Below are 26149 nucleotides of genomic sequence, written 5' to 3'. Positions count from 1 at the left end.
AGGTCAATCCCCACAAGTTGGGATTCTAAGTTAGGAGCCAAGAGGTCAATGCCTGATTCTTGACTTCCTGATTTTCTTTCTCAATTCAGGGTCAGGTTAATCCCTCTTAGTTCTCTTTTATCTCCCGCATCTCCTGTTGCCGCATGGGCATGGCTTCGATTTGGGCGAGGATGGCGTCAACTTCGAGGGTTTTGCTCTTTGCTTTGACGCCCCCGTCTTTTCCGATCAGGACGGTTTTCCATGGGGTTTCGCCCCAAGTGATTTTCTCCAGTTGGCTCCGGAATTGGGCGGTGCAGGGTCGTCCGGTGTTCGATTCGACCCCTTTCGCGCGAATGAGGAACCACACCAGATCGCGCTCACGGAAGGCGGCCGCCGCCTGCTCCAATTTCCTTATCAGGGCAGCTTCATCGTCTGTTGCCCGGACGACCAGCACGCGGTTCTTCCAGCGGAATTCCCCCAAGGAACCCACGGATGGGACCGTCCCGGGGGCCTGGCCGCTCGGTGCAGCCTCTACCGAGAACGACAGTGCCCCCAGGATCACCAGAGACAGGCCGAGGATGGGCAGTTTCGACTGACCGTTGGACGTGGGTTTCATCGTTCCAGATCATACCACACCAAACGGGGAGGGGGGCCTGTTTTGAGACCTGAAAACTTGAAACTTGAAACTTGAGACCTGAAACCTGAGAGCTGAAAGTGGCTTTGGATGGATGGGGTTTGGCTGGCTTAAGGCGACAAAGATGGAGCCAGGGAGTGGAGCCCTGGGGTCAACCCGCGCCACTGGACAGGTTCTGGATCAGGCAGTATGGAGCCCCCGACATCAAGATCTCCATGGAGATTCCGCAAAAAATTCAACAATCCAAATGGTGAAGAACATTGTATGGAATAACCATACAACAAGGTCTCATGGGGTTTTGCGGGGTTGTCGGCCTGCTGTTGTTTTGTGCTGGGAAAACGGCGTTGAAAGCCGGATTGTGCAGATATGAGATGGTTGTTTCGCACGGTTTTCTCGGCATCGATACTCGGGGCGGGCGTGGCTTGGTTCTTTTTCTTTGTCGGTTTGATGGACGGCTCGGTGTCGTCGTTCAACGGACTGCTGTGGACGGGGCTGCTTTTGTGGGTGAGCACGGTGCCGGTTGGGGGATATGTGCTGCATGTGCAAAAGCATCCCTGGGTTTCGCTGGTGGTGCTGCTGACCACCGCCCTGCCGGTCTTTGTCGGGCTGGTTTTCGTCCTCGTCATCCTGATGGCCCCACCCCGTTGGAATTAGGGTCGGGTATCAGATCGTCTGGAGCGTGATCCCACAGGAAATCGAGCCCTTGATCCAGGTGCCGGAGCGTTACTTAAATGCCCATGGCTGATGGCTAACAGCTAATAGCTGATTGTGTGATGCAAGAGCGGGGGCATCGGACCTCTTTCTTTCGCCCCTCAGCGGGCGTCCTCCGCCTTGTCGGCCAAATACCATTCTTCGACTTTGGCCCGGGCCCAGGGGGTTTTGCGGAGGAAGGTCAGGCTGGATTTGACCGAAGGGTTGTTCAGGAAGCAGCGGATGGGGATGGCCCGTCCCAGTTTTTCCCACCCGTGCCGTTCGGACAATACCGTCACGATGTATTCCAAGGTCACGTTGTGCAGGGGGTCGTTGGGATGGGGCATATGGGGGGGGAATCCTAAATGGCGGATGGTAAATGGGAAATGCAGAATGGAGGGCCATGGGGTCTGCGCCAGATTCATGACAGACTGGGCTTTTTCCTCACCCATGCGCGACGGTGGATTTTCAAACGGTCTGGGTCGTGACCCAAGAAGAAATCGAACCTATTATCAGGGTGGTGAGCGTTATTTCAAAGACCAGCCACTTCTTCGTTGAAATGGCGGATTGCCTGCCCATGACGCCATGGTAAATTGAATGCATGACCCTCAAGGCAATCGTTCACAAGGCGGAAGAAGGCGGATTTTGGGCGGAAGTTCCCGCACTCCCGGGTTGTGTCACCCAGGGCGAAACCCTGGAAGAGTTGCGCGCCAACCTTTATGAAGCCATCCAACTTTGGCTTGAGGCTGGGGAATCAGAGGAAGCAGGCAGCAGGGATGGCCAGATCTTGGAGCTGGCTCTTTGAAGCAAGTTTCGGGAAAAGAACTGGCCAAAGCCATCCAGAGTAAAGGATGGGTTCTTGCGCGGATCAAGGGAAGTCACCACATTTTCGTCAAAGAGGGTCGCCGAGAGCGAATAGTCATTCCCATCCATGGCCAGCAGTCTCTGAAGATCGGGCTTTTGCGCGCCTTGATGAAGATAGCCGAGCTGAGCGAAGAAGAAATCTAGCCAACCCTGGGAATATAGGGAATCGACTCTGTCTTCACGAGGCAGAGCGCAGTTAACATAGTTTTCGAAACGCGTACCCGCTTTGGAGTGCCTTCGTCGGTACCACCCGTTGACTGTCGAGGACGATGCTGGATAGGTCGCCCAGCGTCACGCGCAGGGCCCATGCCGGGACAGCTAGGTGGACTTTCTTGCCTTGGCTGGCGGCGAGGGCTTCACTGAATTGCCGGTTGGTCAGAGGCTCGGGGGTGACGGCATTCACCGGGCCCGAAATCTCCTGGTTCTCGGCCACATGAAGAAAGAGCCGGGCTGCATCTTCGACGTGGATCCACGGCAGGTATTGCCGCCCCGATCCCATCCATGCTCCCAGACCCAGTCCGAAGATTCGCTTCATCAGGGGATAGATCCCTTGCTCGTCGTCCAAGACGAGTCCCAATCGGAGACAGGCCGTCCGGATGCTAAGGAGGGAGGCCTTCATCGCTTCGGCCTCCCAGTCTTGGGCGACTTCGGAGAGAAAGCCGCTGCCGGGCGATGAACTTTCCGTGAGGACTTCATCGCCCCGGTTGCCGTAGTAGTCGGTACCCGAGGCACAGAGAAAGACGGCGGGCTTATCTTTGCGAGCCGCCAGGGATTCCACCAGATGCCGTGTGGTCAGAACCCGGCTGTCGCGAATGCGGCGTCGTTTGGCTTCTGTCCAAAAACCGAGGGGCGGTTCGCCTGCCAGATGCACCAGGACATCAAGGCCGGAGACATCGACCGGTTCGGTGTTGGAAAGCAGGCGGAGAGGGGAGTCAAAAGACGCGGCAGAGGCTGGCTTGCGGGAAAAGCCAATGACCGTGTGGCCCTGCTTGGATGCTTCCTCGGCGAGTCGCCGCCCGATCAAGCCCGTAACCCCGGTGATGCCGATGCGCATGGACTTAAGTTGAAGAACAGATTTACGAACAGCAACTCCAAGTTCCCTTGCCCCAGCCCTCCCGCGATCACCTTGCCCTTTCCTTCATCCGAAGTTTTATTTGTATGGATAAACCATACAAACAAAAGAACGTCTGTGGGGTCTACGCCTGACTCTTGACGTCATGATCTTCGTGCTCAATCCGGGTTTTGGGTTTGCTTTATGGAATAAGGCCCGGTATCCGCCTCGACGGGGCTGAATACCTCTCCTTCCGGTAGTTGACACCTTCCCCGGCGCGCCCATCTTGATTGATGTCCACCACCCACCGGTTCCTCGTCCAGGCGCGGCTGCGCTACCACATCCAACCCGCGGGGTGGATGTTGTTGAACATGGCGGTCGCCCACTGCGGGCACCAGCGGGTGATTCGCGAATCCCTCCTCAACAGCGCGGGCCTGCCTTTCCGGGAGCAGGTGGCCCCCGATTCCCGCACCCGGTTCCATGGGGTCAACGTCCCGCCCGGGGCCTTCGAAGTGACCTACGAGGCCGAAGTGGAACGAACCGAGGTCGACTTCGCGGGATCGTGGGAACCCTTGGAGGCCTCGCTGGTCGATCTGCCAGTCGACGTGGCGCGGTTCCTTTACCCGAGCCGCTACTGCGAATCCGACAAGCTGGTCCGCCTGGCCGCCAAGCAATTCGGATCCCTCGTCCCCGGTCACAGCCGGGTGGCGGCGATCTGCAATTGGATCCATGACCGGATCGATTACCTGCCCGGGGCCACCGACGAGCACAGCAGCGCGGTCGATTGCCTGATCTCCCGCGCGGGCGTTTGCCGGGACTTCGCGCACTTGGGCATCCCGGCGCGCTACGGCAGTGCCTACGTCCACCAACTGCCCTACCCGGATTTCCATGCCTTCTTCGAGGTCTGGTTGGGCGACCGGTGGTGGTATTACGACGCCACCCGCCTGGCCCCCCAGGCCGGATTCATCCTCATCGGGGGCGGCCACGATGCCGGCGACACCTCGGTGGCGACGATGTCGGCGGGGGTGCAATTTGAGTCGATGGAAATCCAGGTGCAGAAGCTCACCCCCATCGTACCCGCCTACACGGCATCGCCCATCTCGTTTGAGTAAAAGCCTCGGTGGGGCTTCCGTGGGGCGGTTCTTGGAAAACGGCGATCTTGTGTTTTTCAGTTGATTCATTCGCATTTCAAGTCCTTGATCAGCAAATGAATAGACTCGACATAGAATGCTAAGCGCTTAGAATGAATTTGTGAATCATTCCACCTTCAGTCGCAGGGGAGGAAAGGGGCGTTCTGCGGCCAAGACGGCGGCGAATCGTCTCAAGGCCGCCGCCTACTGGAATGCCGTTCGTGCGGGAGAAAAGCCCGCTCCCCGACGCTTGCGCACCCCGCCCGCAGCGGAGGTCGTCGGGCAGAAGCTGGCGGATTATTGCCGTCAGGCTGGCATCATCCAACTGGAGGTCTTTGGTTCCAACGCACGGGGCGAAGCCCGGCGCGGCAGCGACGTCGACCTGATCGCCACCTTTGCCGCCAATCCCGGCCTGCGATTCTTTGCCATGGAAGGGGAGATGTCGAACATCCTTGGGGTGCCGGTCCACCTGTTGACACGTGATTCGGTGGAGCAGATGCCGAATCCCTACCGTCGTGCTTCCATCCTGGCCGATCGGAAAGTGATCTATCGCGGATAAGCCCTATGTGCCCGCTCAAATCCCCGGACGCCTATCTGCACGACATGCTCGAAGCGGCGCGGCTGATCCGCAGTTATACGGCCGGGGTGACCTTGGAACAATTCATGGGCAACAACGAGAAGCGGGATGCGGTGGCCTTGAGAATTTCCGTACTGGGCGAGTCCGCCCACAAAATCGGAAGAGAGATCGAGGACACCCTGCCCGGGATTCCTTTCAAAAGCATCCGGGGCATGCGCAACCGGATCGCCCACGATTACGGAGTGGTGGATTTTCAAATTGTCTGGGCCGTGACCCAAGAGGAGATTGAACCCTTGATTGCCGTCCTTGAGCGTTACTTCAAGGATCGGCCAAGGCCTCTGGAATAACGGGGGAATCACCGGATGAATACTTTATTTCTTGTTACACGGATCTTGGCGGCCCTGGCCTCCGTGGCGGGGCTTGCACTGGCTGGGTTGATCTGGTTCGTGCGCGATACCCTGCAACTGGCCAAGGAGGGGGTGGGGGTGCTGGGGTATGTGATCCAACTCTTCACTTCCGGATTCACTCAGGGCACGGCGCCTGAGCAAGTCGGTTCCGGCTGGATAAGCGCGCTGCCGCAGGCCGGATTGGCCGTGCTCTTCCTGGCCATGCTGGTGGCCGTCTTCCTGCCCGAATCCCGTCCCGTCTTGCATGCGGTGGGACTGGCGGTGGCCCTGACCGCCGGGGCCTTGCTTTTCTGCGTCTTCACCACACCCCGCCTCGAAGTCCTCACCCTGCCCCTGCTGCTGGTCTGGGCTGGCTACTACCTGATAGCCGTTTGGAAAAAGTAGGGTGAGGAGGATTCAGCCTAGATCATCGAGCCACATTTGTGCCGACTATTCCTAATTGCGGTCGGATCGATGATACGGGGACAGGCGGGTGACATCGCCTAGGCGGCATCCGGGCTTCATAGCGCGGGAATCCAGCCGGACCAGATCGCCCCGTTTGTGGGGGGGCTTTTTCCACGAAGCCAAGCAAGCAACCAGCCCCGAGCACGTGGAGAACCTCCTGACCCACCTCCCGATCCTGCAAGACCTCCTCGCCGGCGGAGCGCAAAAGGGTTAAGTATCGCTAGGCGACAGACTGGGTGGCAAGGGGTGCGCTCAAAGCATAACGATTCAGATTTCAAGGACTGACCCCGCTGATAGCCCGTTGAGAATCAACCCCAAAGACAAAAAGCTGAAATTATAGGTCAAATAAAAAAGCCTAAAAATCTAAATGAGTTAGGATGGATATTTCTTTGCTTGGATTAAAATGTATAAATAAAATTTTCAGGTAGATTATTGCTCTACTGATTTGGTTGAAGCAGAAAAAGATGTTGTTATCTTATCTCCGATTTGGGGGTCAAAAAGGAGTCCATAAAATAGTGCGCTATTCATCAGCCCCACCAATGTGGTGATAATAAAAAGATTTCGAAAGAAGGTATTTCCAGTATCCCAACCTTGGGCTGTGCACTTCTTGCATGTCCATAAGGCCAGGAGAAGTGGTCCAACGAATCCATATGCCAGGGAAAAAATAAAGTTCTGAGTTGAAGAATCGAGATTACTAATTCCCAGCCAGTTACGCCACGGTCCCCAAGTTATACTTAAACCATAAATAGCATTGTGCAAAAAAGCAAACAGACTAAGTAGCCAAGCAAACAGGACAGTTCGGGATATTCGCGCTACAGAGTCATCTGTTAATTTTTCATATCCCATGAGAATCACAACAACGCTTGAAAATAGAGGAAGTATGCAACTCAGAAAGGCGGTGATGATTGTTTCGGAAATTTTAAATCCCGCTTCGGAATTTATGCTGTATAGAGCCACACAGAAAAAATACAGACCCATATTGGAAACTGCTAGAAGCAGCACCTCCTTGAGGTCGGCTGGCTCGTCTTTCCAGTAGAATAAAGAAGTGGAACGCAGTATTGAATTCATAGCGAAGGTTTCATTGGATCTGTGTTTCGTAGAGTGATCGATTTAGATATAATTGGCGTCGGTTCGATTATTGTTATTTCAATTTTCTCATAAGGACTTCTCCATTTATCGTCAGTAGGATCACTGGAGGAATTAGTAAAAATAATCAGCACATTGCCTGTTCTGGTTCTGGCCTGAAGAGTGGCCTTTTCGTTAACTTTGGATTGGGTTGTTGTTGGGAAGTTGAAAATCCTTCTTCGGTTGGATGGACTTCTGGTTTCCGGATAATGCCATGAATAAATGGCGTCATATATTCGACCGATTGGTAAGTTCTGACTGTTGTGAAAGTTTATGTAATACTGACGTTTGATTGATTTGTCATCCTGGCCTCGTGTGAAGTAGACGTTATTTATGATATCATCTGTGGTCGAATGGTTTATTGTGTTCGGCTTATAAAAGCGACGAACCAGAAAACAGATGAATTTCGAATTTGTATCATTAGAATACTTGATGGCAACTTCATCACCCTCAAACTTGAGATTGTGTGTCGAGTTAAAAGCTTTAGCCTTCCATTGGGAGTCCATGCGAACCTCGAGTTTTGGGGCCGACATAGCGTGGTTGGCATGGCTCAAAATAGTGGTTGAAATTATTAATATAACATAAATTAGCTTTTTCACTAAACACCTCTTTAAGAAAAGAAATTCATGAGATAAAGTATGGTTAGCAGATTTAATGCCTATTTTGCGATGAGTAGGAGCTTTTTTACGGGCTTAACCCTGTTGCTTAAAGGCGTTGCTGATTGTTTTAATAGTGATTGACGAGTTTTGATAGGAGGTTAACAAATGTGATTGTCGGCAAGTCCACTCTTAACAGTGTATTTTAAGCGCTTGTGTCATTATCATGCTTAGCCATAAATTTGTCAAAGATCAGGAATGGGCCTTTGTGTGTTATCAAGGGTTGGCAATAACATTGCCCAAAGCTACGACAGCGCCCCCAATAGCTCCTGGATTCTGAGTTGCAATTGCGCCAGCTAGGACGACAACAGCCGAAGCAATTTTTACGGCGGACTTAATAGTTTGGATTGTTTTAACCGCATTCTTCGCAGCTTTTATCGACGACTTGATTTTATTAATACTTGTTTGGGCTGTATCCAAAATCGCGCCAACAGCATCTGTTTCTAATCTTGTTGCCATGGTAAGTAAATCCCACTGTTGGTCCGCAAGTATTCGGTCTTCTGCCGATGTGGAGGTAGACCATTTAGCGAGCCTCAGGGAACCGATTTCATTTGCCATTGAAACAAGCTCTTTGCTCAGATCCAAGGCGTCTTGAGTTGTTAATTTGCTCATAAAATTATTCTTTCTTTAGTAGTTCTTTGGCTGCTTCATATAATGCTTTAGCCTGCTTGGCGTGGAACTCAACAGTTGTTGAGAGACGGCCTAAACTCATCTTGTTCCGCTCGTCGTAAAGTTTCTGGTGAGCTTTTGCAATAATGCCGATAGCTTGGCTGTACATAATAGCTGCTTCTTTCTGTGATTCTAATTTAGTTAGGCGAGAGAAATAAACGGAGCGCAAAGGCAGAACGACAGCTGCATTTTCTTTTGTCAAGTCGGTCATGGAAGGGCCTTGGTAGGCCGAGCTCAAGGCTAACTTTTCGGAATCCAATGACTGAACATAAGCAGTTCCAACAATTTGTTGAATTGAGCCTAGCAGGACCTGCAAATCTGCATTGGAGTTCTTTATAATTTCCTTCAGTTTGCCTTGTCTATAACCTTCTGAGGCGGCTTTAGCTATGAGATCGAATAGGGCTGTAGCAGCAGCAGTCTCCTTTTTATCTAAATAGCCTATTTTTTCCAAAGAGCCTCCTAGCTCCTTGCTTTCGGCGCTAAAATCTATTGTTTCGTCGGAGGCTAAAGCGGCTAAAGCGGCCATATAGTCCGTTACTGTTTTATTCAATTCTAAGAGGCGCTTCTGATCTTTGATTCTACGTTCATACTCTACGTGAATACTTTCAATCTGTTCTTTACCTGGGGCATACTCTTTTCTTCGCAGAACCGTTCCGGAATAGTCGGTAACAAAGGCATTGTAGGAGGTCGAATCTGCGCCAGTGTCAGCAAACTTCCTTATGCCTTTGAGATCAGCACAGCCGACCAAAAATAAAAACAGAAAAGCTATTATGCCTGGAGAGACGTTGTTTATTGGGGTATTTTTTTTCATTAATCTTTATTCCTTAAACAGAATCTGTTGGATTTATGCTTTTTTTAATCCGGAAATAGGAGGTTTCCATTCACTTTTTAAGTCGGGTGCCGGACGACCATAGGTTCCTGTGATGGTTGTTCCTTTGAAATGGGAAATGACCAGTTTCTGCACCAGGTTCATCAGGGGAAGAGCCCCGTGCAGGCCAGCCGCTTTTTCGATCGCGCGATCTTTTAACTCCCAGAAACCAAAGTCGTCATCGGTTACGCAGACCAACTCCTCTGTTTTTAAGAAGGCAGGTTTGGCACCCAAATAGGGAACGGTGTTATCCCCGGTTCTGATTCCGGTAGGGGTCTGTTTGCTATCATCGCTTGGTTTTGGTGCCCAGTCATTCTGTATATCGCGTTTTTCATCGATATCAAAATAGGGTTTCCCGCTTTTTTTCGTCACGAGCGTTTGAACCCGTGTCTCTTTGCCGATGCCAACCACGCAAAGCCAATCGCTTGATTGAAGCCCGTTAGCCATTTTGCTCAAAGTCAGCTCATTACAACGCTTGCGTTGGGTGGCGGCGGCATTCAGCATTTTTTCAAAGATTTCTTCGGGTGTGAGCAAGCCCAGTCCATAGGTTTGGGAGTAGGATTTGATGGTTTTCAGAATGGAGGGCTGCCAATTGGTCAGCTCAAACAAATCCTCCTCTAAAGAAGGATCATCCACTTGGACGGCACCCGGATAGCTTGGCAGAAGGTGATAAAGGCCCGGAGTCACACGCGCGGATTCGCGTTCGCGGGAATGGGAGACAACATTCCCCAGCAAATCGATTCCTGTAATGACACGGGCCACGGCCTCATGCGATCCTTGGTAGGGGGTTCCTAAGGTGGCCACTTTGCCGACGCGTTTCTTCGATCCAAAACGCGATAAATAACCGGAGATAATAAGGCCGCCCATCGAGTGGCCGACCAGGTTCACTTTTGGATTTTTGGCGAATTCTGACTTATGGTAATGCTTAAGAAGTTTGGTTCGTTCTATAACTTCCTCAATGAAAAAGTCGAGAACCTGTTCTGTATCTTCAAGTTTTTGCCGCCAATCATACGGAAAAACAAACACGGGCACGGGAGTTTGCTGATTGGGGCTAAGTTCGAAGCGGAGCTGTTCGACCATCTCCCCATAGGGAATCTCGTAACCGCGGGTGGGAAGAATACGCGAGGGCTGGATCGCTTCATATTTGAGGGAATCCGGATGTAACTTGATCCGGTCATAGTCCTGCTTGAGTAGTTTCCAGACATCGGAGGGGTCGAGCGGGTAAAAATCGACAAGCTCAGTTCCAGTGATGCCTGGCAACAATATAACAGGATGCGTTAGAGACATGTAATAACTCCACTTAATGTTTGGTTTCGCCTTGACAGTTGTGTGCAGTTCTTGGTTATTTGGCAACTAGGGGAAACACTCTAGTTCATGGAAATGTCACATTAGGGGGGGGCTATGAGGGAACGCATCCGGTTGCAGGTAGTCGATGATCACCCGGCCATCCATGCCGCGGTGTTGCACATGGCCGACCCGGTCCGTTTTACGGTGGCGGCCAGGGCCCGCAGCGCGGGGGAATCGGTCCGCCAGTGGAAGGCGGAACCTTTGGACGCCGTCGTTCTTGACCTGAGCATGCCGGGAGGAAACGGCGAGGCGGTGATTGATTTCCATCGTCGCCGCGCCTCGGGGGTGCCGATCCTGGTTTTTTCCGGCAGTGCGGATGCCGAGCGGCTGCGGGATTGTCTGCGACGGGGGGCGCTGGGGTGTCTGCCCAAGTTGGCGCCGGCGGAGGAGTTCAACCGGGCTCTCGATGCGGTGGCCCGGCAGCGTCGTAGCTACCGGCCCGATTGTTTGAAGGAGGGTTCCGCCGATCAAGATCGCAAAATCAAGGGCAGGGGAATGGCCGGGGAAGTGTCCCTGAGCCCGCGCGAGCGCGAGGTGGCCCGGGCGGTGGCGGCCGGGTTGAGCAACAAACAGATCGCAGACTCACTCGGGATCAGTCCGGCCACGGTCAATATCCATCGTTCCGGTATGATGCGGAAGCTGGGGTTGCACAATGCGGCCGAAGTGACCCGCTACGTCATGGCCCGGGGAACGGTGGGGCCGGTGTATCCAAGACGCTGAGCTGGATTGGCTCTTAAGCTGAAATTTGCCGGGCCGAGAGAGATCGAGAACGAGAACAATTACGGGTAAGGTTGGCAGATCAATCGTAGCATGCGCTAACCTCAGCGGTTCGCGGGATTCCCCGCGATGCGGAGGGCGGCGTAAGCAGCCCCGAAGCCATTGTCGATGTTCACCACAGTCAATCCGGAGGCGCAAGAATTGAGCATCCCGAGCAGGGCGCTCAGTCCCTGGAAGTTCGCCCCGTAGCCCACGCTGGTGGGCACGGCAATGACAGGGCAGGCCACCAACCCCCCGACTACGCTGGGCAGTGCCCCTTCCATGCCCGCCACCACGATGATCACCTTCATCCGCCGGAGGTCGTCTTGCACAGCCAACAGACGGTGCAGGCCGGCCACGCCGATGTCGGTGAAGCGGGTCACGGGCAGGCCAAAAAAGGTGCAGGCCTGCGCGGCTTCTTCGGCCACGGGCAGGTCGGATGTGCCGGCCGCACACACGCCCACGGGGAAATCCCGCCGGAAGGCATATCCCCCGATCGAGATCAGGCGCGAAACGGGGTCGTAGTTTGCGCCCAGGCCTTTCAACCCTTTGCGCAGAACCGCAGCCACGCCGGGTTCGATGCGACTGATCAAGACAGGCTGCCCTGCGGCGCGCAGGGTCTTGGCAATGCGGACGATCTGTCCCGGGGTTTTCCCCGGGCCATAGATCACCTCGGCCGCCCCGCATCGCATCTCACGTTCGAGATCGACCCGGGCAAAAGCATGCGGGGTATGGGAAGAGCGGGTGGGGTGGGCCAACTGTGCCGTGCTGCGGGTGCGGGGAGAAGTCCGGGGCATGTCTCTACTTAACACGCTTTCCCTTGCCCGGCCAAGGGGGGATGTGGAGAGGCCATCCCAATCGCCTCGGATAGGCTCTTAGGCCAAACAAAGGTAGATGCCGCAGGCGGTGATGGCCCCGCCGACATAACGAAACATCCGAGCGCTGCCCAGTCGTTGAACCATCAAGCCCAGTCCGATGCCGCAGCCGTGCAGGCAGGCGGTGGCCAGCATGAATCCGAGTCCATAGGCCAGTCCGGAGGCGTTCTCGGGCATTTCCGTGCCATGGGCATGACCGTGGAATAGGGCGAAAAGTCCGATCAGAATGGAAGTGGCTGCGAGTGGAAGACGCACCGCTGCGGCGATGAGCACGCCCAAGACGAGCACAGAGGCCAGGATGCCTTGTTCGACCAAGGGTAGGGGAACGGAAGCCAGACCAAGGAATCCCCCTAAGGCCATGACGCTGACAAAGGTCAAAGGGACCAGCCAGGTGGCCCGCCCGCCACGCTGTGCCGCCCAGAGGCCCACGGCCAGCATGACACAGAGATGGTCCAGGCCGGTGACCGGGTGGGTGGTGCCATGGAGAAACCCAACGGCGTGCCCGGCTCCGGGATGGGCTTGGGCCAGCGACGGCAGGACAAACAACAGCAAAAGGAACGAGAGGGCGTATCTCACCGGGCCAAGCTGGAGCGGGGTTTGTGCGGGGGAAGGCTTCATGGGGCTTTTTATCTGTTTTTTACCGGCCAAAGTCAATGCGTGTCTGCATCTCCTGGCTGGGACACCCTTACGAATCAAAAGCGCATTTTTAGCCGTCGCCCCGCTCCCATCCATCGGAATCGTTCGCAATTCCTGCTAGAACTCAGACAGGAAGACGGGAAGACAGGAAGTTTTGGCATCGGGCTTTGATGGACCACCAGACCCTTAGACATTTGCCTCGCCAGAAAGGCAAAATTTGCCCAGTTTATGGCCATGAAGCTCGAACGGATTTTGGTTCTCGATGACGAGGATGCGGTCCGGGCGGTGATGACGGATTTGTTGCGCGAATTGGGCTACACGCCCTTGGCGGTGGCCACGCTGCAGCAGGCGCGCAGCCTGCTCAAGCAGGACAATTACGACCTGATTCTTTCCGATGTCCGGTTGTCGGACGGCAATGGGCTTGATTTCCTCCAGGAAGCGAAGCAGATCCAGCCCCAGACCCGTCTGGTGGTCATGACCGGTTATGGCAGCTTGGACAGCGCGGTGGAGGCCATCCGCCTGGGGGTCTTCGATTATTTGTTGAAACCGATCAATTTGTCGCGGTTGAAAGTCACACTGGAGCGATTGGAGGAAATCGGCCAGTTGCAGAGCGAAAACACGTACCTGCGGCGCGAGGTCCGGGAGAGTTCCCTTGAGGGCATTGAATGGGGTCGCAGTCCGGCCATGGGGCGGGTGAGGGAACTGATCGAGAAATTGGGAACTACGGATGCCACCGTCATGATCCAGGGCGAGAGTGGAACCGGCAAGGAAGTGGTGGCCCGGGAACTGCATGCCCGCAGCAACCGTGCCACCCGCCCCTTCATCCGGGTCAATTGCGCGGCCATCCCGGCCACCCTGCTCGAAAGCGAATTCTTCGGCCATGAGAAAGGCGCCTTCACCGGGGCCGTGCAGCGGCGGGAGGGTCGTTTCGAAGTGGCCGATGGGGGCACGCTTTTATTGGACGAAATTTCGGAAATACCTTCCGATCTCCAGGTCAAATTACTGCGGGTCCTGCAGGAAAGGGAATTCGAACGGGTCGGTGGCAATAAAACCATCCCGGTGGATGTGCGCGTTCTGGCCACCACCAACCGCAACCTGAAGGAGGAAGTCCGTGCCGGGCGTTTCCGCGAGGACTTGTACTACCGGCTCAACGTGGTGCCGATCGACCTTCCCCCGCTGCGCGAGCGCGGTAACGACATCCTGCATCTGGCGGAGCATTTTCTCAGATCTTTTTCGCGCAAACACGGGAAGGCTGTCCGTTCGTTCGATGCAGCTGTCAAGTCCCGTTTGCTGGCCTATTCATGGCCGGGCAATGTCCGCGAACTGCAGAATGCCGTCGAGCGTGCGGTCATCCTGGCCGAGGCCGGCACCGGACTGACGGTCGATGATTTTGCCTTCCCTCACCATGAGCCTTCGGAGGGTGGGCCTTCCTTCCTGGGCAAAACCATCGATGAATTGGAATACGAGGCCATCCGCGAGGGGCTCAAGGCGCAGCGAGGCAACCGCACCCGCACCGCCGAATCCCTGGGTATTTCACTCAGGACCCTGCGCAACAAACTGGCCCGTTACCGGCGGGAAGCCCGAGTCATCGAAGAAAGCCGTGACCCTTCCTTGGATTAGCGGGTCTCCCGTTCTCGTTCTACCAGGCGGATGACATCGGCCACCGGCAAGCCGTGGGCGTTGGCGAGGCGGCGGCAATCCTCGAACTCGGCCTTGCGGCGTACCGAGCCATCGGGAAAGCGGACTTCCTTGACCGCCACCGGACCCCAGGGGGTGGGGACTTCCACCCGGCTGCGTGGCAGCTTGATTCTGGATTCAAGCCGCACGCGCAGGCCGATGGCCGGGGTCAATTTGAGTACCAAGGCGGCCAGACGTTCCTGTTCCGCCGTCGCGCAAAGCACTTCCAGACGGAAGCCACTGCGCCCTTTTTTCATCGTCACCGAACCGACGCCCACATCGAGGGCGCCGGCATCCATCAGGGCTTCGACCGCGGCAGCCAGCACCTCGGAGGTGACGTCGTCGATCTGGGTGGTCAGCACCGCGACTTCATCCCTTTCGTAACCCGGGGCGGGTTCGCTCTGGGTCTTGATCGTATCTCCCAAAAGCATGCGCACGACGTTCGGGCGGCCGGGCAGGTCGCGGGTGCCAAGTCCGTAGCCGATCTTTTCCGTGGCAAAAGACGCCAAGGGGGTGAACGACTCGGCGAATTCGGCCAACAGGGCGGCACCGGTCGGAGTGATCAACTCGAAGGGCACATCGATCTGGGTCAATGGAACACCCTCGAGGATGGCCAGGGTCGCGGGTGCGGGAATGGGGAAGGTGCCGTGTGCACAGGCCAACGTGCCCCGGCCCTCGACGAGGGGGGAGGCCAGCACGCGTTTGATGCCGAGCAGGTGGAGGCCGCTGCAGACGCCCACGATGTCGGCAATGGAATCGATGGCGCCGACCTCATGGAAATGGATTTCCTCGATTCCGACGCCATGGATGCGTGACTCGGCCAGACCAATGCGGCGGAAGACGGAAATGGCCCGTGACTTGACCAAGTCCGGCAGGTTGGAACGGGCGATGAGTTGTTTGATCGCGGTGAAGGATCGGCCATGCCCGTGCGCAGTGTCGTGTGTGTGGCCATGATCATGATCGGGATGGTCATGGTGATCGTGGGAGTGGGAGTGGGAATGACCGGCCTGGCCGCAATCATGGTGATGGACCTCGAAGTTGAGGTGGGTTCCGGAAATCCCACAACGGGTTTCCCGGTGGGTGTGCAGGTGGACATGTTCCTCCAGACGAAGCGAGGCAAGCGACTTCTCCACCGCCTTCGGGTCCAGCCCGAGGTCAAGCAAGCCAGCCAGAAACATGTCGCCGCTGATTCCAGAAATGCAATCCAAGTAAAGGGTTGAGGCCATCAACCATCAACATGCCGCATCCGGGCAAAATCGCAGCTTTTTTCCTTTTCCTTTTGACGGCTGGGGTGGGTTCTGGAACCTTGGTCGCACTCCATGAATATCCACGAATACCAGGCCAAGGAACTGATGGAAAAATTCGGCGTGGCCACACCGCGGGGCCAGGTCGCCCGCACCCCGGATGAAGCCGACCAAATCGCCCGCCCGATGGGCAACCGGCTTGTGGTCAAGGCTCAGATCCACGCCGGTGGTCGCGGCAAGGGTACGTTCAAGAATGGTTTCCAAGGCGGCGTTCAACTGGCCAAGACCGCCAGCCAAGCCCGCGATTATGCGGAGAAAATGCTCGGCAACGTCCTTGTCACCCACCAGACCGGTCCGGTCGGCAAGCAGGTCAATGCGGTCCTCATCGCCGAATCCGTCGAGATCGAACGCGAAATGTACTTCGCCATCGTCATGGACCGGGCCACCAGCCGCCCGGTCATCATCGCCAGCCAGCAGGGCGGGATGGACATCGAGGAAGTTGCCGCCCACAACCCAGAGGCCATTTTCCGCGAGCCCATCAACCGCGCCCTCGGACTCCAGCCTTACCAAGCGCGCAAGCTTTCCAAACTCCTCGGTTTCACCTCGGAGCAGATGCGCGATGCCAGCCGCCTCTTCCACGCCGCCTTCCGCATGTTCATGGACTGCGATTGCTCCATGATTGAAATCAACCCGCTCGTTGTCACCAAGGGCGGCGAGGTACTGGCCCTCGACGCCAAACTCAACTTCGACGACAACGCCCTCTTCCGCCAGGAAGCCATCCTGGCCATGCGCGATGAAAGCGAGGAAGACCCCCGCGAAGTGGCCGCCTCCAAGGTCGGACTCAATTACATCGGCCTCGACGGCAACATCGGCTGCATGGTCAACGGCGCCGGACTGGCCATGGCCACCATGGACATCATCAAGCATTACGGCGGCGACCCGGCCAACTTCCTCGACGTAGGCGGAGGCGCCAATGAACAGCAGGTCACCGAGGCCTTCAAGATCCTCGTCGCCGACCCCCAGGTCAAAGCCATCCTGGTCAACATCTTCGGCGGCATCATGAAGTGCGACACCATCGCCCGCGGCGTCATGGCCGCTGTCAAAACAGTGGGCTTGCAGATTCCGTTGGTGGTGCGCCTCGAAGGTACCAACGTTGAGGAGGGCCGCAAACTCCTGCAGGAGTCCGGCCTCAACCTCATCGCCGCCACCCAGCTCTCGGAGGCCGCGGAAAAAGTCGTCCAGGCCGTGAAAGGAAAATAAGCCATGTCCGTTCTTGTCGATAAAAACACCCGTCTCCTCGTCCAGGGCATCACCGGCAAGTCCGGCGCCTTCCACGCCAAGTATTGCCAGGAATACGGCACCAACATCGTCGCCGGCGTCACCCCGGCCCGCGGCGGTGAAACATGGGAGGGCAAAGTCCCGGTCTTCGACACCGTGTTCGAGGCCAAGCGGGAAACCGGCTGCAACGCCACCATGATTTTCGTTCCGCCGCCCTTCGCCGCGGATTCGATCATCGAGGCCATCGACGCCGGCATCCAGCTGGTGGTCTGCATCACCGAGGGTATCCCGGTGCAGGACATGATGCGGGTCAAGGTGGCCATGCAGGGTCGCCATTCGATTCTCATCGGCCCCAACTGCCCCGGCATCATCACGCCCGGCCAGTGCAAGATCGGCATCATGCCCGGTTACATCCACCGCCCGGGCTCAATCGGGGTTGTTTCGCGCAGTGGCACCCTGACCTACGAGGCGGTCTGGCAGTTGACCAGCCTGGGCTACGGCCAAAGCACCTGCATCGGCATCGGCGGCGACCCCATCCACGGCATGACCCACCGCGATGCCATTGAATACTTCAACGCCGACCCCCAGACCGAAGCCATTGTCATGATCGGCGAAATCGGCGGATCGGAAGAAGAAGAAGCCGCCGCCTACATCAAGGAACGGGTGCGCAAACCGGTGGTGGGATTCATCGCCGGAGCCACCGCACCGCCCGGCCGCCGCATGGGCCATGCCGGCGCCATCATCTCCGGGGGCAAGGGTACGGCGGCGCAGAAAATCGCCGCGCTCGAGGCCTCGGGCATCGCTGTTTGCAAGACCCTGGCTGACATCGGCCAGACCATGAAGGGTCTGCTCCGCAAGTAGAACGCGAACAAGAACGCGCTTCTCGGTTGCCTTCCGGCATGGTCCCCATAAGATGGAGACTTATGCCCGTGACTGCCAAAGGACTGGAAGGAATCGTTGCCACAGACACCGCGCTGAGCGATGTCCTCGGGGTTCAAGGTCAGTTGATCTACCTCGGCTACGACATCAACGAATTGGCGGGAAAGGTCTCTTTCGAGGAAGTGGTCTACCTCCTCTGGCACGGCCACCTGCCCACACGCAAGGAACTCGAGTTCCTCAGCACCGAGCTTCGCAGCGAGCGGGAACTGCCCGAGGGTGTGATCAACTTCCTCCGCGATTGCCCCAAGGACGCCAACCCCATGGACGTCATCCGCACCGGGGTTTCGATGCTCGGCCTGTACGACCAGGGTCAAATCGGTGAGGATGCCCTCGAACCCAATCGCCGCCGGGCGCTTTCCATCACGGCCAAGATCGGGGTCATGGCGGCCTATTTTCACCGTGCCCGCCAAGGACAGACCCTGCCCCCGATCCGTTCGGATCTGGGTGAGGCGGCCCACTTCCTCTACCTCATGCGGGGCAGCGATCCCGGCCCCGAGGCCGTCCGCACCCTCGACATGGCCTATGTGCTCCACGCCGACCACGGCATGAATGCCTCCACCTTCTCCGCCCGGGTCACCGTATCGACCCTGACCGACATCTATTCCGCCGTGACCAGCGCCATCGGCACCCTCAAGGGACCGCTCCACGGCGGGGCCAACGAGGGCGTCATCCGCATGCTCCTGGAAATCGGTTCGGTGGAAAACGTCGAGCCCTGGCTGGAGGAACAACTGGCCATGAAACGCAAGATCATGGGCATCGGCCACCGCGTCTACAAAACCCTCGACCCCCGGGCCCCCCATCTCAAACGCATGGCCGTCCAGCTCACCTCCGAATTGGGCGAGCCCAAGTGGGTGCAAATGAGCGAAAAGATCGCCGCGCACATGCTGGAAAAGAAGGGCTTGCACGCCAACGTCGATTTCTATTCCGCCACGGTTTACTACAGTCTGGGCATCCCTCTGGATCTCTTCACGCCGATCTTTGCCATTTCCCGCACGGCCGGGTGGACGGCCCATGTGTTGGAGCAACTGGCCGACAACCGACTCTTCCGCCCTTCCAGCGAATACGTCGGACCGCCCGTCGGCAAGACCGTTGTCCCCATCGACCAGCGGGGCTGAAAACATCCCGGGGGTGGGATGTTGGTCTGGAGGACCGGGGAAAGGATTCCCCGGCTACAAGGGGAATCAACGATCTGCCTTTTGTAGACGGGGATTCCCATCCGCGTGGTCTTGGCGTTGGATTCTGGGAATCCTGTTGTTTTTTCCCTGCCAGGGCCTAATTTTTTCGGGTGTTGAAGGTCCTGCTCAGTTCCAAGATCCACCGCGCCGCGGTCACCGACGCCTCCCTTGAATATGAGGGCAGTCTCGCCATCGACGCCAACCTCCTCCAAGCCTGCGGCATGGCGGAATACGAACGCATCCTCGTCGGCAACCTGAACAACGGCGAGCGTTTTGAGACTTACGCCATCCAGGCCCCGGCGGGCAGCGGCACCATCAGCCTCAACGGCGCCACCGCCCACCTCGGCAAGATCGGCGACCGACTCACCATCATGAGCTTCTGTCATCTGACCCCGGCCGAAGTGGCCACCCACCAGCCGAGCGTCATCCTCCTCGACGAAAAAAACCACATCCTCCAACGCAAAGGTCCCTGACCGGTTATATACTGACCACGCACATGCGGATCGTTCCCAACGATTAGCCAATCAGCATTCAAAAATCAAAAATCACAATTCCCATGCCCCACACCAAATTGTTCATTCCCGGTCCCGTCGAAGTTTCCGATAAAACCTTCCAAGCCTTCCGCAAGCCCATGATGGGGCACCGTGGCAAAGGCTTCCAGGATCTCTACGCCCGGGTCCAGCCCCGCCTGCGCGAACTCTGCTTCACCACCCAGCCCGTTTTCCTCTGCACCGGTTCGGCCTGGTGCGTCATGGAAGCCTCCCTGCGCAACCTCGTCCGCAAAAAAGTCCTCACCTGCATGAGCGGCGCCTTCTCCGACAAGTGGTACGATGTCGCCCTCAAGTGCGGCAAGGCCGCCGAAAAACTCCAGGTCGAATGGGGCCAGGCCATCCTGCCCGATCAGATCGAAACCAGGCTGGCCACCGGCGAATTCGATGCCATCACCCTCATCCACAATGAGACCTCCACTGGCACCATCAATCCGCTGGAAGAAATAGCCGCCGTGGTCCGCAAATACCCCGAGGTGATGTTCATTGTCGACACCGTCTCGTCCTTCTCCACGGTCAAGATCGACGTGGCCGGACTCGGCATCGATGTCATGCTGGCCGGGGTGCAGAAAGCCATGGCCCTCCCGCCCGGGGCCGCCATCTTCACCGTGTCCGAGCGGGCCTTCGCCCGTGCCGAGTCGATCAAGGACCGGGGCTATTACATGGACTTCGTCGAGTTCCGCAAGAACGCGGAGTCGAACATGACCCCGACCACCCCGAGCATCTCCCATTTTTACGCCCTCGAAAGCAAACTGGAGGATATCTTCGCCGAGGGTCTGGAGCAGCGTTACGCCCGCCACCGCGCCACCCGCGCCCTCGTCCACGCCTGGGTCAAGAAGCACGGTTTCGCCCTCTTCCCCGGCGAAGCCTATGCCTCGCCCTCATTGACCTGCGTCAAGAACGTCCCCGGCATCGATGTGGCCAAGCTCATTGCATGGCTGAAAGAAAACCACCACTGCATCATCGACGGAGGCTACGGCAAGATCAAGGGCACCACCTTCCGCATTTCCAACATGGGTGACGAAACCGAGGAATCCATCGGTCAGTTGCTAGGGTGGTTGGACGAGGGCCTCAAAACCCTGGCCTGAGGCCGCGCCTTTTTCAGATTGTCATACCAAATAGAATTGACCTCTCGAAAGAATAAGCGGGAGGGCGAGGCTCCTGCCGAGCCGGTTTGAGGTCTATCTTTCAAGGGCGGCTCAGCAGGAGCTTCGCCCTCCCGTAAGGCACTTTGTCGCCCATTCAATCCAATTGTGTATAAGACGGGGATTCCCATCCCCGTTGCCTTGATGCTGCCTCAGGCCTTCCGGCCTTCGTCGAAATCGATGTAATCGAACATGGTTTCGATGTCGGTGCGGTGGGCGGCGTTGGCTTCCTTCAGCCGGAAGAGGAGACGCTCGTGCGCTTCATCCTTCCAGCCCCGCTTCCTCATGAAATCGTTCCAAACTTCGATGTCGTCGTCTTCGAGCACCCGGCCCTTTTGCTGCGCCCAGGACAGGATTTCCTCGTCCGTCCCCCCTTGGAGCGTGCGGGAGGTGATCTCATCGTAACCCACGCGCAGCAGGCGGCAGCACCGCAGGTCGAAACCCTGGCCGAGATTTTCAATGTAGTCGGCGGTGAGCCTGCCCTGTTGGTGCAGGCGGATCTTGTCCAACATGCGGCCGAAATAGACCAGACCATTGACCCTATCGTAGGGACTGCGCAAACCGGGGATGTTCATGGCATGATTGAAGCAGTTGCGGCACGCAAGGCAAGGTCAGGGGTGAGGGGAATCCTTGTCCAAAACGGGCAACCTCCGGGGCTCAATTCTTCTTTGCCGGTTCCCTGGCCTCGGCCCCTTCCACCGGGACGGTGAAGGTGGCCAGGAGCGGACGGTGGTCGCTCGCGTTGTAGTGGTTGTATTCCGGGCCGTCGGTCTGGTTGTGGCGGTAGACGAAGGATTTCTCTTTTTTCCAATCTTGAAACAATTTCTGACTGACCACCATGTAGTCCAGGCGCTCGTAACTCTTCTCGGGGATGTAGAAGTGGGTCCACCAATCCCCCAGCCAGTCCTGCAGCCAGAGGTCGTAGAAACGGATTTCGGCCGATTTGGGGCCCAGGATCGTACCCACCGCCTTGCTGCGTGGGGTGTCGTTGAAGTCACCCATGGCAATCAGACGCTCGTCCGGGTTGGCCTGGACCGCCCGCGTCATGGCCCCGCGCAGGATGAGGGCTTCATTGCGACGCACGAAGCCGTCGCCCAATTCCTCGGCTTGGTCGCTGACGATCTCGGGGAAGGGACGCTTGGACTTGAGATGGACCAGGAGAACCCGCACTTGGAGACCGGGCCGGACTTCGATGACCGACTGGTTGATGCCCCGCTCGACCTTGCGCTGGACTTCGCTCGTCACCTGGGTCTTGGGATCTTTGAAGGTGGCCTTGTACGTGGCATCCGTGAGGTGCTCGGTGCGGACGATGGGGAACTTGGAAAGCAGGAGTGTCTGGATGCGGTCGTCCTCGCCGCGGCAGTCGCTCAGATGCGGGTAGTCCAGTCCGGCTTCCTTGAGCGTCGACTGCATGAGCTTGACGTACTTGTCCTCCGGGTCCTGGAGGATTTCCACCAAGCCAAGGATATCCGGATTGAGGCGTTTGAGGATGGCCACCATGGTGCGGATTTCCGATTCTGGCTTCATCGCGGACTTGACCGGCCTGTCGTTGATGAAGCGGTCGGTGACGCCGAAGTTCTGCACGTTCCACAGGCCGATGGTGTAGGTGTCCTGCGCCGGGGCCACTGCAGGCAGCAGGGCGGCCAAGAGCAGGAAAAACGTCAGATGGAAGGGCAGGATCGCCGGTGATTTGGAACGATGCATGACCCGAGCATTGCCCAAGCAAATGATTAAACAAACCCGAAAATGTGACGAAACCAAGACCCCGGTTTCAACCCTGGGCCAGTTCCGCGGCCTCGCGGATGACTTCGGCCATCGTCGGGTGGGCGTGGATGGTCCGGGCCAGATCCTCGGCACTGGCGCTGAATTCCATCGCCAGTACGCACTCGGCAATGAGTTCGCTCGCGTTGCTCGAAACGATGTGGACACCGAGAATGCGGTCGGTCTTGGCATCGGCCAGGAGCTTGACGAAACCCTCGGTCTGGTCGACGGCCTTGGCCCGTCCGTTGGCCATGAAGGTCCATTTGCCCACACGATAAGCCGTGCCCTTTTCCTTCAGTTGTTCTTCGGTCAGGCCGACCGAGGCGGCTTCGGGCGAGGTGTAGACCACATTCGGGATGGTGGCGTAGTTGACCGGTGCGGCTTTGCCCGCCAGCCGTTCGGCCAATGCCCGGCCCTCGGCCTCGGCCTTGTGGGCCAGCATCGGGCCGTCGATGACATCGCCCACCGCATAGATACCGTCGACGGATGTTTTGCAGTGGGCATCGACCGCGATGCGGGCCTTGTCGGTCAACTTGACCCCGGCGGCCTCCAGGCCCAGACCGTCGGTGAAAGGTTTGCGGCCGACCGCGACCAGAACCTTCTCGGCTTCGTAGGTTTGTTCGACCCCTTCCTTCATGGCGGTGACGGTGACTTTGTTTTTGCCGACCTTGGCTGCCTGGACCTTGGTGTTGAGATGGAAGACCATGCCCTGTTTCTCGAAGCTGCGCTGGAGCGCGGTGGAAACCTCGGCATCGAAACCGGCGGCCACGCGGGGGAGGAACTCGACCACCGTGATCTTTGTGCCCAGCCGGGCCCACACCGAGCCCAGTTCCAGACCGATGGCTCCGGCACCGATGATGAGCAGGGACTTGGGTGTTTCCGGGAAGGAGAGTGCCTGGTCGCTGCTGACAATCGACTGGCCGTCAAACTTCATGAAAGGCAACTCGATCGGAACGGAGCCGGTGGCGAGGAGGATGTTCTTGGCTTCCAGTTTCTGGGTTCCTGTCGGAGAAGAAACTTCGACCGTGGTGGCGTTGAGGATTTTGCCGGTTCCCTCGAAGCGTTCCACCTGGTTCTTTTTGAAGAGGAAGTCGATGCCCTTGGCCAGGTCGTTGACCACTTTTTCCTTGCGGGCCATCATGGTGGGGATGTCGATGGAGATTTCCCCGGCCTTGATGCCATGCGCGGCGAAGCGGTGTTGGGCGTAGTGGAAGTGTTCGGAGGAATTGAGCAGCGCCTTGCTGGGGATGCAACCCACGTTCAGGCAGGTGCCACCGAGGTTTTTGCGTTGCTCGACCACGGCGACCTTGAGGCCGAGGTGGGCGGCGTGGTTGGCGCAGACATAGCCGGCGGGTCCGCCGCCGATGATGAGGAGGTCATAGGACATGGAAGAGAGCTTACCGCGAAGGCCGCCGGGCGCGCGAAGATTTTTTTCACCGTGGTTCCTTCCTCCCCGGATGGATCAGGTGGCAGACCCCGGGTCGGCTTGGGCAGGCTTCCTGATCCTGCCAGGCCCGCGGAAACGTCCCGTAGGGGGGCTGGGATGTCCCGGCCGGGCGTGGACCTTACTTCACCTGATCTTCGCTGAATTTGCTTCTCTTCAATTCGGTCTGTTCCGTCTCCTGGAACAGAATGTTGCGGGGCTCACTTCGCTCGGGCTTCCCCGCCGACCGATCAGGGCAGGGGAAAAAGGGGGACGGGCGACCGACGGGACTTGAACCCGCGACATCCAGATCCACAATCTGGAGCTCTAACCAACTGAGCTACGGCCGCCGTGGAATCTTCGAAGATAGCGCGGGCGCGGATGACATCAACCCTAAAGTCCGACGCCCTGGATGCGGGCCCGGGCGGCGGCCAGGTCGGCGGCGGGATGGATTTGCCAGACGGAACGCAGTTCCGCGGTTTCTCCCTTGCGCAGGCGGCGCAGGGGCCCGAGGGTTTCCACCTCCAGCATTTCGCTGTTGGTAAAGAATTCACAGTTGACCCCGAAATCCGGATAGGACGCCGCCGGGTCGAGGTCGACGGTGGTGGTGAAGAGGTGGCCGTGGTTCCAGTATCCGAGTGGGCCGGTGCTGTGGCGCAGTCCGATTTTGATCGGTTCGCGGCCGGCTGTTTGCCGCAGGGTCCAACAGGTGGCGTTCATGTCCAGGCGGTCGTCGGTCAGATCGACGTAGGGCCAGACGACGAGATTGCGGTTGGGAAGCAGGTCGATGGGGTGTTTGCCCAGGGGAGGTTGGGGGATGAGCGCGGTTCCACCCGCATCCATGACGCTCAAGGCCCAGGGGGCGACCTCGAGGTCTTGATCGCGCAGGGAGACCAATCGGTGCAGGACTTCGATCCGTGCCTGGTCGGGCGAGGGCAGCAGGTCGATTTCACGTCGCCAGCCCGGGCCGGCTTCGTCCGGTGCGATGAGGCGGAAGCCTCCGCCGGGCAGGGTTTCCAGGCGGACGGGTTGGTTGTCGGGCAGGTAGCAGTAATCGGCTTCGGGAGCGACCCAGAGGCGGTGGCCGCCCCAGATGAGCCAGTCGCCGCTCTGCGGGTCGGATTGCTTGGGGACGCGCAGTCCGGATTGGGCGGTGAATTCCTTGAACAGGTTGGGGCCGTCCGGCGGGCCGAAGAAGAGGATGCGGGGCCCGACCTCGAGGGTGGCGATGAGGCGGAAGGCGCCGTTGGTGAGTTCGAGGCAGCGGTTCCAGCCGGAGTAGGAGATTTCGCGGTGCATGGGGAAAGCATGTTGGTGCGGGGTGGGGGGACAAGAAAAATCCCCCCAGCTTTCCACATTGTCCGGGAGGGTGGGGTGGGCTAGGGTGGGGGGATGAAGGCGTGGTGCGCGGCGATCCTGCTCGGGAGCCTGGCCGGGTGGGCCCAGGCGGAACTGGTCTCCAAGGTATTTGTCCTCGGGGATGCCGACCCGCATGAGGTGGAGGCGGCGGTGAAGGCGACGCTTTCTTCCAAAGGCAAAACGGTCTTGCTGCCGAAAGAGCGCAAACTCCTGGTCCAGGACGAGGCGGAAAATCTTCCCATGGCGGAGGCCATCATCCGGCAATTGAACGCACCGCGGCCCAACGTGCGGGTGGAGGTTCTTTACCAGGAGGATTCCTCGCTCCAGGACCGGCAGCTGGCCGTGCGCGGGCGGGTGGGGGGGCGCGACATCCAGGTTGGCAACAGTCCGGGGCCGTCGAACAGTGTGGTCATCAACGGCACCCACAGCCGGACTTCGACCTCGTCCATGTCGAACCAGTTCCTGGTGGTGCAGAGCGGGCGGACAGCCTCCATCCGGGTCGTGCGCGAGGTGCCCTTAGTGGATTTTTTTTATCAGTATGCCCTGGGGCTCGGGTTGCTTACTCCCGGGACCGTGCGTTGGCGTGATATCGGAAGCCAGATGGCGGTGACCCCGCGGGTGGTGGGGGACTACATCGAGGTCGAGTTGGTGCCGCAGATCACGACCTTGGTCGATGCCCGCACGGAGACGGTGGATTTCCGGGGGTTGGCCACGCGCGTGACCGTGCCCAATGGCCAGACCGTTCAGGTGGGGGGATTCCAGGGGGCGGGGGAGGAATTCAACCGGAATTTTTTCTCCGGCGGCGGGCGCACTAACGGGACGCAGTCGTCGGGATTCGGCTTGCGTGCGACCGTCTTCTGACCCATACAGGGGCCGAATCGAACCTGTGCGG

29 protein-coding genes and 1 tRNA gene are annotated in these 26149 nt (G+C 57.9%); 15 read left to right on the top strand and 15 right to left on the bottom strand.

The window, feature by feature from the left end:
- Positions 1-106: 106 nt before the first annotated feature.
- On the bottom strand, positions 107-595 hold the full coding sequence (locus SFU85_02975; protein MDX6765732.1) for a DUF4174 domain-containing protein: 489 nt from the start codon (positions 593-595) through the stop codon (positions 107-109).
- 384 nt (positions 596-979) lie between these two features.
- On the opposite strand from SFU85_02975, the gene SFU85_02970 reads away from it, so the two are divergent.
- Positions 980-1267: a hypothetical protein gene (locus tag SFU85_02970; GenBank protein MDX6765731.1), complete on the top strand. Its 288-nt coding sequence runs from the start codon at positions 980-982 to the stop codon at positions 1265-1267.
- 158 nt (positions 1268-1425) lie between these two features.
- Here SFU85_02970 and SFU85_02965 read toward each other — a convergent pair whose 3' ends face one another.
- Complete coding sequence (locus SFU85_02965) at positions 1426-1650, bottom strand: VF530 family protein (protein MDX6765730.1); 225 nt, start codon at positions 1648-1650, stop codon at positions 1426-1428.
- A gap of 254 nt (positions 1651-1904) precedes the next feature.
- Here SFU85_02965 and SFU85_02960 point away from each other — a divergent pair, with 254 nt between their 5' ends.
- A complete protein-coding gene (locus tag SFU85_02960; protein MDX6765729.1) occupies positions 1905-2108 on the top strand; it encodes a type II toxin-antitoxin system HicB family antitoxin in 204 nt (67 codons plus the stop codon).
- The gene (locus tag SFU85_02955; protein ID MDX6765728.1) at positions 2105-2311 is read left to right on the top strand and encodes a type II toxin-antitoxin system HicA family toxin; all 207 of its coding nucleotides are present in this window, start codon (positions 2105-2107) and stop codon (positions 2309-2311) included. Before SFU85_02960 ends, SFU85_02955 begins: the two co-directional genes overlap by 4 nt.
- A 52-nt stretch (positions 2312-2363) precedes the next feature.
- Here the strand turns inward: SFU85_02955 and SFU85_02950 are convergent, their stop codons facing one another.
- Positions 2364-3221, bottom strand: a complete 858-nt coding sequence (locus SFU85_02950; protein MDX6765727.1) for a TIGR01777 family oxidoreductase — start codon at positions 3219-3221, stop codon at positions 2364-2366.
- Positions 3222-3511: 290 nt separating this feature from the next.
- On the opposite strand from SFU85_02950, the gene SFU85_02945 reads away from it, so the two are divergent.
- The 4 genes from SFU85_02945 to SFU85_02930 all read left to right on the top strand — a co-directional run bounded on the left by SFU85_02945 (position 3512) and on the right by SFU85_02930 (position 5716).
- On the top strand, positions 3512-4330 hold the full coding sequence (locus tag SFU85_02945; GenBank protein MDX6765726.1) for a transglutaminase family protein: 819 nt from the start codon (positions 3512-3514) through the stop codon (positions 4328-4330).
- Positions 4331-4469: 139 nt separating this feature from the next.
- Positions 4470-4907: a nucleotidyltransferase domain-containing protein gene (locus tag SFU85_02940; GenBank protein ID MDX6765725.1), complete on the top strand. Its 438-nt coding sequence runs from the start codon at positions 4470-4472 to the stop codon at positions 4905-4907.
- Between the two features lie 5 nt (positions 4908-4912).
- Complete coding sequence (locus tag SFU85_02935; protein MDX6765724.1) at positions 4913-5272, top strand: DUF86 domain-containing protein; 360 nt, start codon at positions 4913-4915, stop codon at positions 5270-5272.
- Between the two features lie 15 nt (positions 5273-5287).
- Complete coding sequence (locus SFU85_02930) at positions 5288-5716, top strand: hypothetical protein (GenBank protein MDX6765723.1); 429 nt, start codon at positions 5288-5290, stop codon at positions 5714-5716.
- Between the two features lie 489 nt (positions 5717-6205).
- Here SFU85_02930 and SFU85_02925 read toward each other — a convergent pair whose 3' ends face one another.
- From SFU85_02925 to SFU85_02910, 4 genes are all read right to left on the bottom strand, one after another.
- Positions 6206-6844 carry a hypothetical protein gene (locus SFU85_02925; protein MDX6765722.1) on the bottom strand — a complete coding sequence of 213 codons (639 nt, stop codon included), beginning with the start codon at positions 6842-6844 and terminating at the stop codon, positions 6206-6208.
- A gap of 929 nt (positions 6845-7773) precedes the next feature.
- Positions 7774-8169: a hypothetical protein gene (locus SFU85_02920; GenBank protein MDX6765721.1), complete on the bottom strand. Its 396-nt coding sequence runs from the start codon at positions 8167-8169 to the stop codon at positions 7774-7776.
- Between the two features lie 4 nt (positions 8170-8173).
- The gene (locus tag SFU85_02915) at positions 8174-9037 is read right to left on the bottom strand and encodes a hypothetical protein (GenBank protein ID MDX6765720.1); all 864 of its coding nucleotides are present in this window, start codon (positions 9035-9037) and stop codon (positions 8174-8176) included.
- A 33-nt stretch (positions 9038-9070) separates the two neighbouring features.
- Positions 9071-10357 carry an alpha/beta fold hydrolase gene (locus SFU85_02910; protein ID MDX6765719.1) on the bottom strand — a complete coding sequence of 429 codons (1287 nt, stop codon included), beginning with the start codon at positions 10355-10357 and terminating at the stop codon, positions 9071-9073.
- A gap of 138 nt (positions 10358-10495) precedes the next feature.
- On the opposite strand from SFU85_02910, the gene SFU85_02905 reads away from it, so the two are divergent.
- Positions 10496-11161, top strand: a complete 666-nt coding sequence (locus SFU85_02905; GenBank protein MDX6765718.1) for a response regulator transcription factor — start codon at positions 10496-10498, stop codon at positions 11159-11161.
- Between the two features lie 101 nt (positions 11162-11262).
- Here the strand turns inward: SFU85_02905 and larB are convergent, their stop codons facing one another.
- Positions 11263-11994: a nickel pincer cofactor biosynthesis protein LarB gene (larB, locus tag SFU85_02900; protein MDX6765717.1), complete on the bottom strand. Its 732-nt coding sequence runs from the start codon at positions 11992-11994 to the stop codon at positions 11263-11265.
- A gap of 78 nt (positions 11995-12072) precedes the next feature.
- Positions 12073-12690, bottom strand: a complete 618-nt coding sequence (locus SFU85_02895) for a HupE/UreJ family protein (protein ID MDX6765716.1) — start codon at positions 12688-12690, stop codon at positions 12073-12075.
- A gap of 252 nt (positions 12691-12942) precedes the next feature.
- Between SFU85_02895 and SFU85_02890 the strand changes: the two genes are divergently transcribed.
- Positions 12943-14328: a sigma-54 dependent transcriptional regulator gene (locus SFU85_02890; protein ID MDX6765715.1), complete on the top strand. Its 1386-nt coding sequence runs from the start codon at positions 12943-12945 to the stop codon at positions 14326-14328.
- Here the strand turns inward: SFU85_02890 and larC are convergent.
- Positions 14325-15611 carry a nickel pincer cofactor biosynthesis protein LarC gene (gene larC, locus SFU85_02885; GenBank protein ID MDX6765714.1) on the bottom strand — a complete coding sequence of 429 codons (1287 nt, stop codon included), beginning with the start codon at positions 15609-15611 and terminating at the stop codon, positions 14325-14327. The genes SFU85_02890 and larC overlap by 4 nt on opposite strands.
- Positions 15612-15704: 93 nt before the next feature.
- Here larC and sucC point away from each other — a divergent pair, with 93 nt between their 5' ends.
- The 5 genes from sucC (at position 15705) to SFU85_02860 (ending at position 20657) form a co-directional block, all read left to right on the top strand.
- Positions 15705-16889 (top strand): ADP-forming succinate--CoA ligase subunit beta, encoded by a 1185-nt coding sequence (sucC, locus tag SFU85_02880; GenBank protein ID MDX6765713.1) that lies wholly within the window; start codon positions 15705-15707, stop codon positions 16887-16889.
- A gap of 3 nt (positions 16890-16892) precedes the next feature.
- The gene (gene sucD / locus SFU85_02875; protein MDX6765712.1) at positions 16893-17768 is read left to right on the top strand and encodes a succinate--CoA ligase subunit alpha; all 876 of its coding nucleotides are present in this window, start codon (positions 16893-16895) and stop codon (positions 17766-17768) included.
- 62 nt (positions 17769-17830) lie between these two features.
- Positions 17831-18961: a citrate/2-methylcitrate synthase gene (locus tag SFU85_02870; GenBank protein MDX6765711.1), complete on the top strand. Its 1131-nt coding sequence runs from the start codon at positions 17831-17833 to the stop codon at positions 18959-18961.
- A 170-nt stretch (positions 18962-19131) separates the two neighbouring features.
- Positions 19132-19494, top strand: coding sequence for an aspartate 1-decarboxylase (panD, locus tag SFU85_02865; protein MDX6765710.1), 363 nt, complete (start codon positions 19132-19134; stop codon positions 19492-19494).
- Positions 19495-19577: 83 nt separating this feature from the next.
- A complete protein-coding gene (locus tag SFU85_02860) occupies positions 19578-20657 on the top strand; it encodes an alanine--glyoxylate aminotransferase family protein (protein ID MDX6765709.1) in 1080 nt (359 codons plus the stop codon).
- Positions 20658-20866: 209 nt separating this feature from the next.
- Here SFU85_02860 and SFU85_02855 read toward each other — a convergent pair whose 3' ends face one another.
- From SFU85_02855 to SFU85_02835, 5 genes are all read right to left on the bottom strand, one after another.
- Positions 20867-21289 carry a DUF5069 domain-containing protein gene (locus SFU85_02855; protein MDX6765708.1) on the bottom strand — a complete coding sequence of 141 codons (423 nt, stop codon included), beginning with the start codon at positions 21287-21289 and terminating at the stop codon, positions 20867-20869.
- 82 nt (positions 21290-21371) lie between these two features.
- The gene (locus SFU85_02850; GenBank protein ID MDX6765707.1) at positions 21372-22418 is read right to left on the bottom strand and encodes an endonuclease/exonuclease/phosphatase family protein; all 1047 of its coding nucleotides are present in this window, start codon (positions 22416-22418) and stop codon (positions 21372-21374) included.
- A 67-nt stretch (positions 22419-22485) separates the two neighbouring features.
- Positions 22486-23862 (bottom strand): dihydrolipoyl dehydrogenase, encoded by a 1377-nt coding sequence (gene lpdA / locus SFU85_02845; protein MDX6765706.1) that lies wholly within the window; start codon positions 23860-23862, stop codon positions 22486-22488.
- Positions 23863-24174: 312 nt separating this feature from the next.
- Positions 24175-24248, bottom strand: a tRNA-His gene (locus SFU85_02840).
- Positions 24249-24291: 43 nt separating this feature from the next.
- Positions 24292-25197 (bottom strand): hypothetical protein, encoded by a 906-nt coding sequence (locus SFU85_02835; GenBank protein MDX6765705.1) that lies wholly within the window; start codon positions 25195-25197, stop codon positions 24292-24294.
- A gap of 93 nt (positions 25198-25290) precedes the next feature.
- Between SFU85_02835 and SFU85_02830 the strand changes: the two genes are divergently transcribed.
- Positions 25291-26118 (top strand): hypothetical protein, encoded by an 828-nt coding sequence (locus tag SFU85_02830; protein ID MDX6765704.1) that lies wholly within the window; start codon positions 25291-25293, stop codon positions 26116-26118.
- Positions 26119-26149 lie beyond the last annotated feature (31 nt).

Source organism: Candidatus Methylacidiphilales bacterium (assembly GCA_033875315.1).
Classification (GTDB): Bacteria; Verrucomicrobiota; Verrucomicrobiia; order Methylacidiphilales; family CAZTYG01; genus JANRJG01.
This window is presented reverse-complemented; position numbering and strand designations above follow the sequence as displayed.

Bases quoted from the DNA above. Each gene is read 5' to 3' on its own strand.
- SFU85_02920 (MDX6765721.1), bottom strand. From the start codon at position 8,169: ATGAGCAAATTAACAACTCAAGACGCCTTGGATCTGAGCAAAGAGCTT.
- SFU85_02935 (MDX6765724.1), top strand. From the start codon at position 4,913: ATGTGCCCGCTCAAATCCCCGGACGCCTATCTGCACGACATGCTCGAA.
- SFU85_02895 (MDX6765716.1), bottom strand. From the start codon at position 12,690: ATGAAGCCTTCCCCCGCACAAACCCCGCTCCAGCTTGGCCCGGTGAGA.
- SFU85_02850 (MDX6765707.1), bottom strand. From the start codon at position 22,418: ATGCATCGTTCCAAATCACCGGCGATCCTGCCCTTCCATCTGACGTTT.
- SFU85_02965 (MDX6765730.1), bottom strand. From the start codon at position 1,650: ATGCCCCATCCCAACGACCCCCTGCACAACGTGACCTTGGAATACATC.
- SFU85_02860 (MDX6765709.1), top strand. From the start codon at position 19,578: ATGCCCCACACCAAATTGTTCATTCCCGGTCCCGTCGAAGTTTCCGAT.
- SFU85_02950 (MDX6765727.1), bottom strand. From the start codon at position 3,221: ATGCGCATCGGCATCACCGGGGTTACGGGCTTGATCGGGCGGCGACTC.
- SFU85_02960 (MDX6765729.1), top strand. From the start codon at position 1,905: ATGACCCTCAAGGCAATCGTTCACAAGGCGGAAGAAGGCGGATTTTGG.
- SFU85_02930 (MDX6765723.1), top strand. From the start codon at position 5,288: ATGAATACTTTATTTCTTGTTACACGGATCTTGGCGGCCCTGGCCTCC.
- sucC (MDX6765713.1), top strand. From the start codon at position 15,705: ATGAATATCCACGAATACCAGGCCAAGGAACTGATGGAAAAATTCGGC.
- SFU85_02925 (MDX6765722.1), bottom strand. From the start codon at position 6,844: ATGAATTCAATACTGCGTTCCACTTCTTTATTCTACTGGAAAGACGAG.
- SFU85_02890 (MDX6765715.1), top strand. From the start codon at position 12,943: ATGAAGCTCGAACGGATTTTGGTTCTCGATGACGAGGATGCGGTCCGG.
- SFU85_02975 (MDX6765732.1), bottom strand. From the start codon at position 595: ATGAAACCCACGTCCAACGGTCAGTCGAAACTGCCCATCCTCGGCCTG.
- SFU85_02870 (MDX6765711.1), top strand. From the start codon at position 17,831: ATGCCCGTGACTGCCAAAGGACTGGAAGGAATCGTTGCCACAGACACC.
- sucD (MDX6765712.1), top strand. From the start codon at position 16,893: ATGTCCGTTCTTGTCGATAAAAACACCCGTCTCCTCGTCCAGGGCATC.
- lpdA (MDX6765706.1), bottom strand. From the start codon at position 23,862: ATGTCCTATGACCTCCTCATCATCGGCGGCGGACCCGCCGGCTATGTC.
- larC (MDX6765714.1), bottom strand. From the start codon at position 15,611: ATGGCCTCAACCCTTTACTTGGATTGCATTTCTGGAATCAGCGGCGAC.
- SFU85_02835 (MDX6765705.1), bottom strand. From the start codon at position 25,197: ATGCACCGCGAAATCTCCTACTCCGGCTGGAACCGCTGCCTCGAACTC.
- SFU85_02970 (MDX6765731.1), top strand. From the start codon at position 980: ATGAGATGGTTGTTTCGCACGGTTTTCTCGGCATCGATACTCGGGGCG.
- larB (MDX6765717.1), bottom strand. From the start codon at position 11,994: ATGCCCCGGACTTCTCCCCGCACCCGCAGCACGGCACAGTTGGCCCAC.
- SFU85_02855 (MDX6765708.1), bottom strand. From the start codon at position 21,289: ATGAACATCCCCGGTTTGCGCAGTCCCTACGATAGGGTCAATGGTCTG.
- SFU85_02905 (MDX6765718.1), top strand. From the start codon at position 10,496: ATGAGGGAACGCATCCGGTTGCAGGTAGTCGATGATCACCCGGCCATC.
- SFU85_02830 (MDX6765704.1), top strand. From the start codon at position 25,291: ATGAAGGCGTGGTGCGCGGCGATCCTGCTCGGGAGCCTGGCCGGGTGG.
- SFU85_02915 (MDX6765720.1), bottom strand. From the start codon at position 9,037: ATGAAAAAAAATACCCCAATAAACAACGTCTCTCCAGGCATAATAGCT.
- SFU85_02945 (MDX6765726.1), top strand. From the start codon at position 3,512: ATGTCCACCACCCACCGGTTCCTCGTCCAGGCGCGGCTGCGCTACCAC.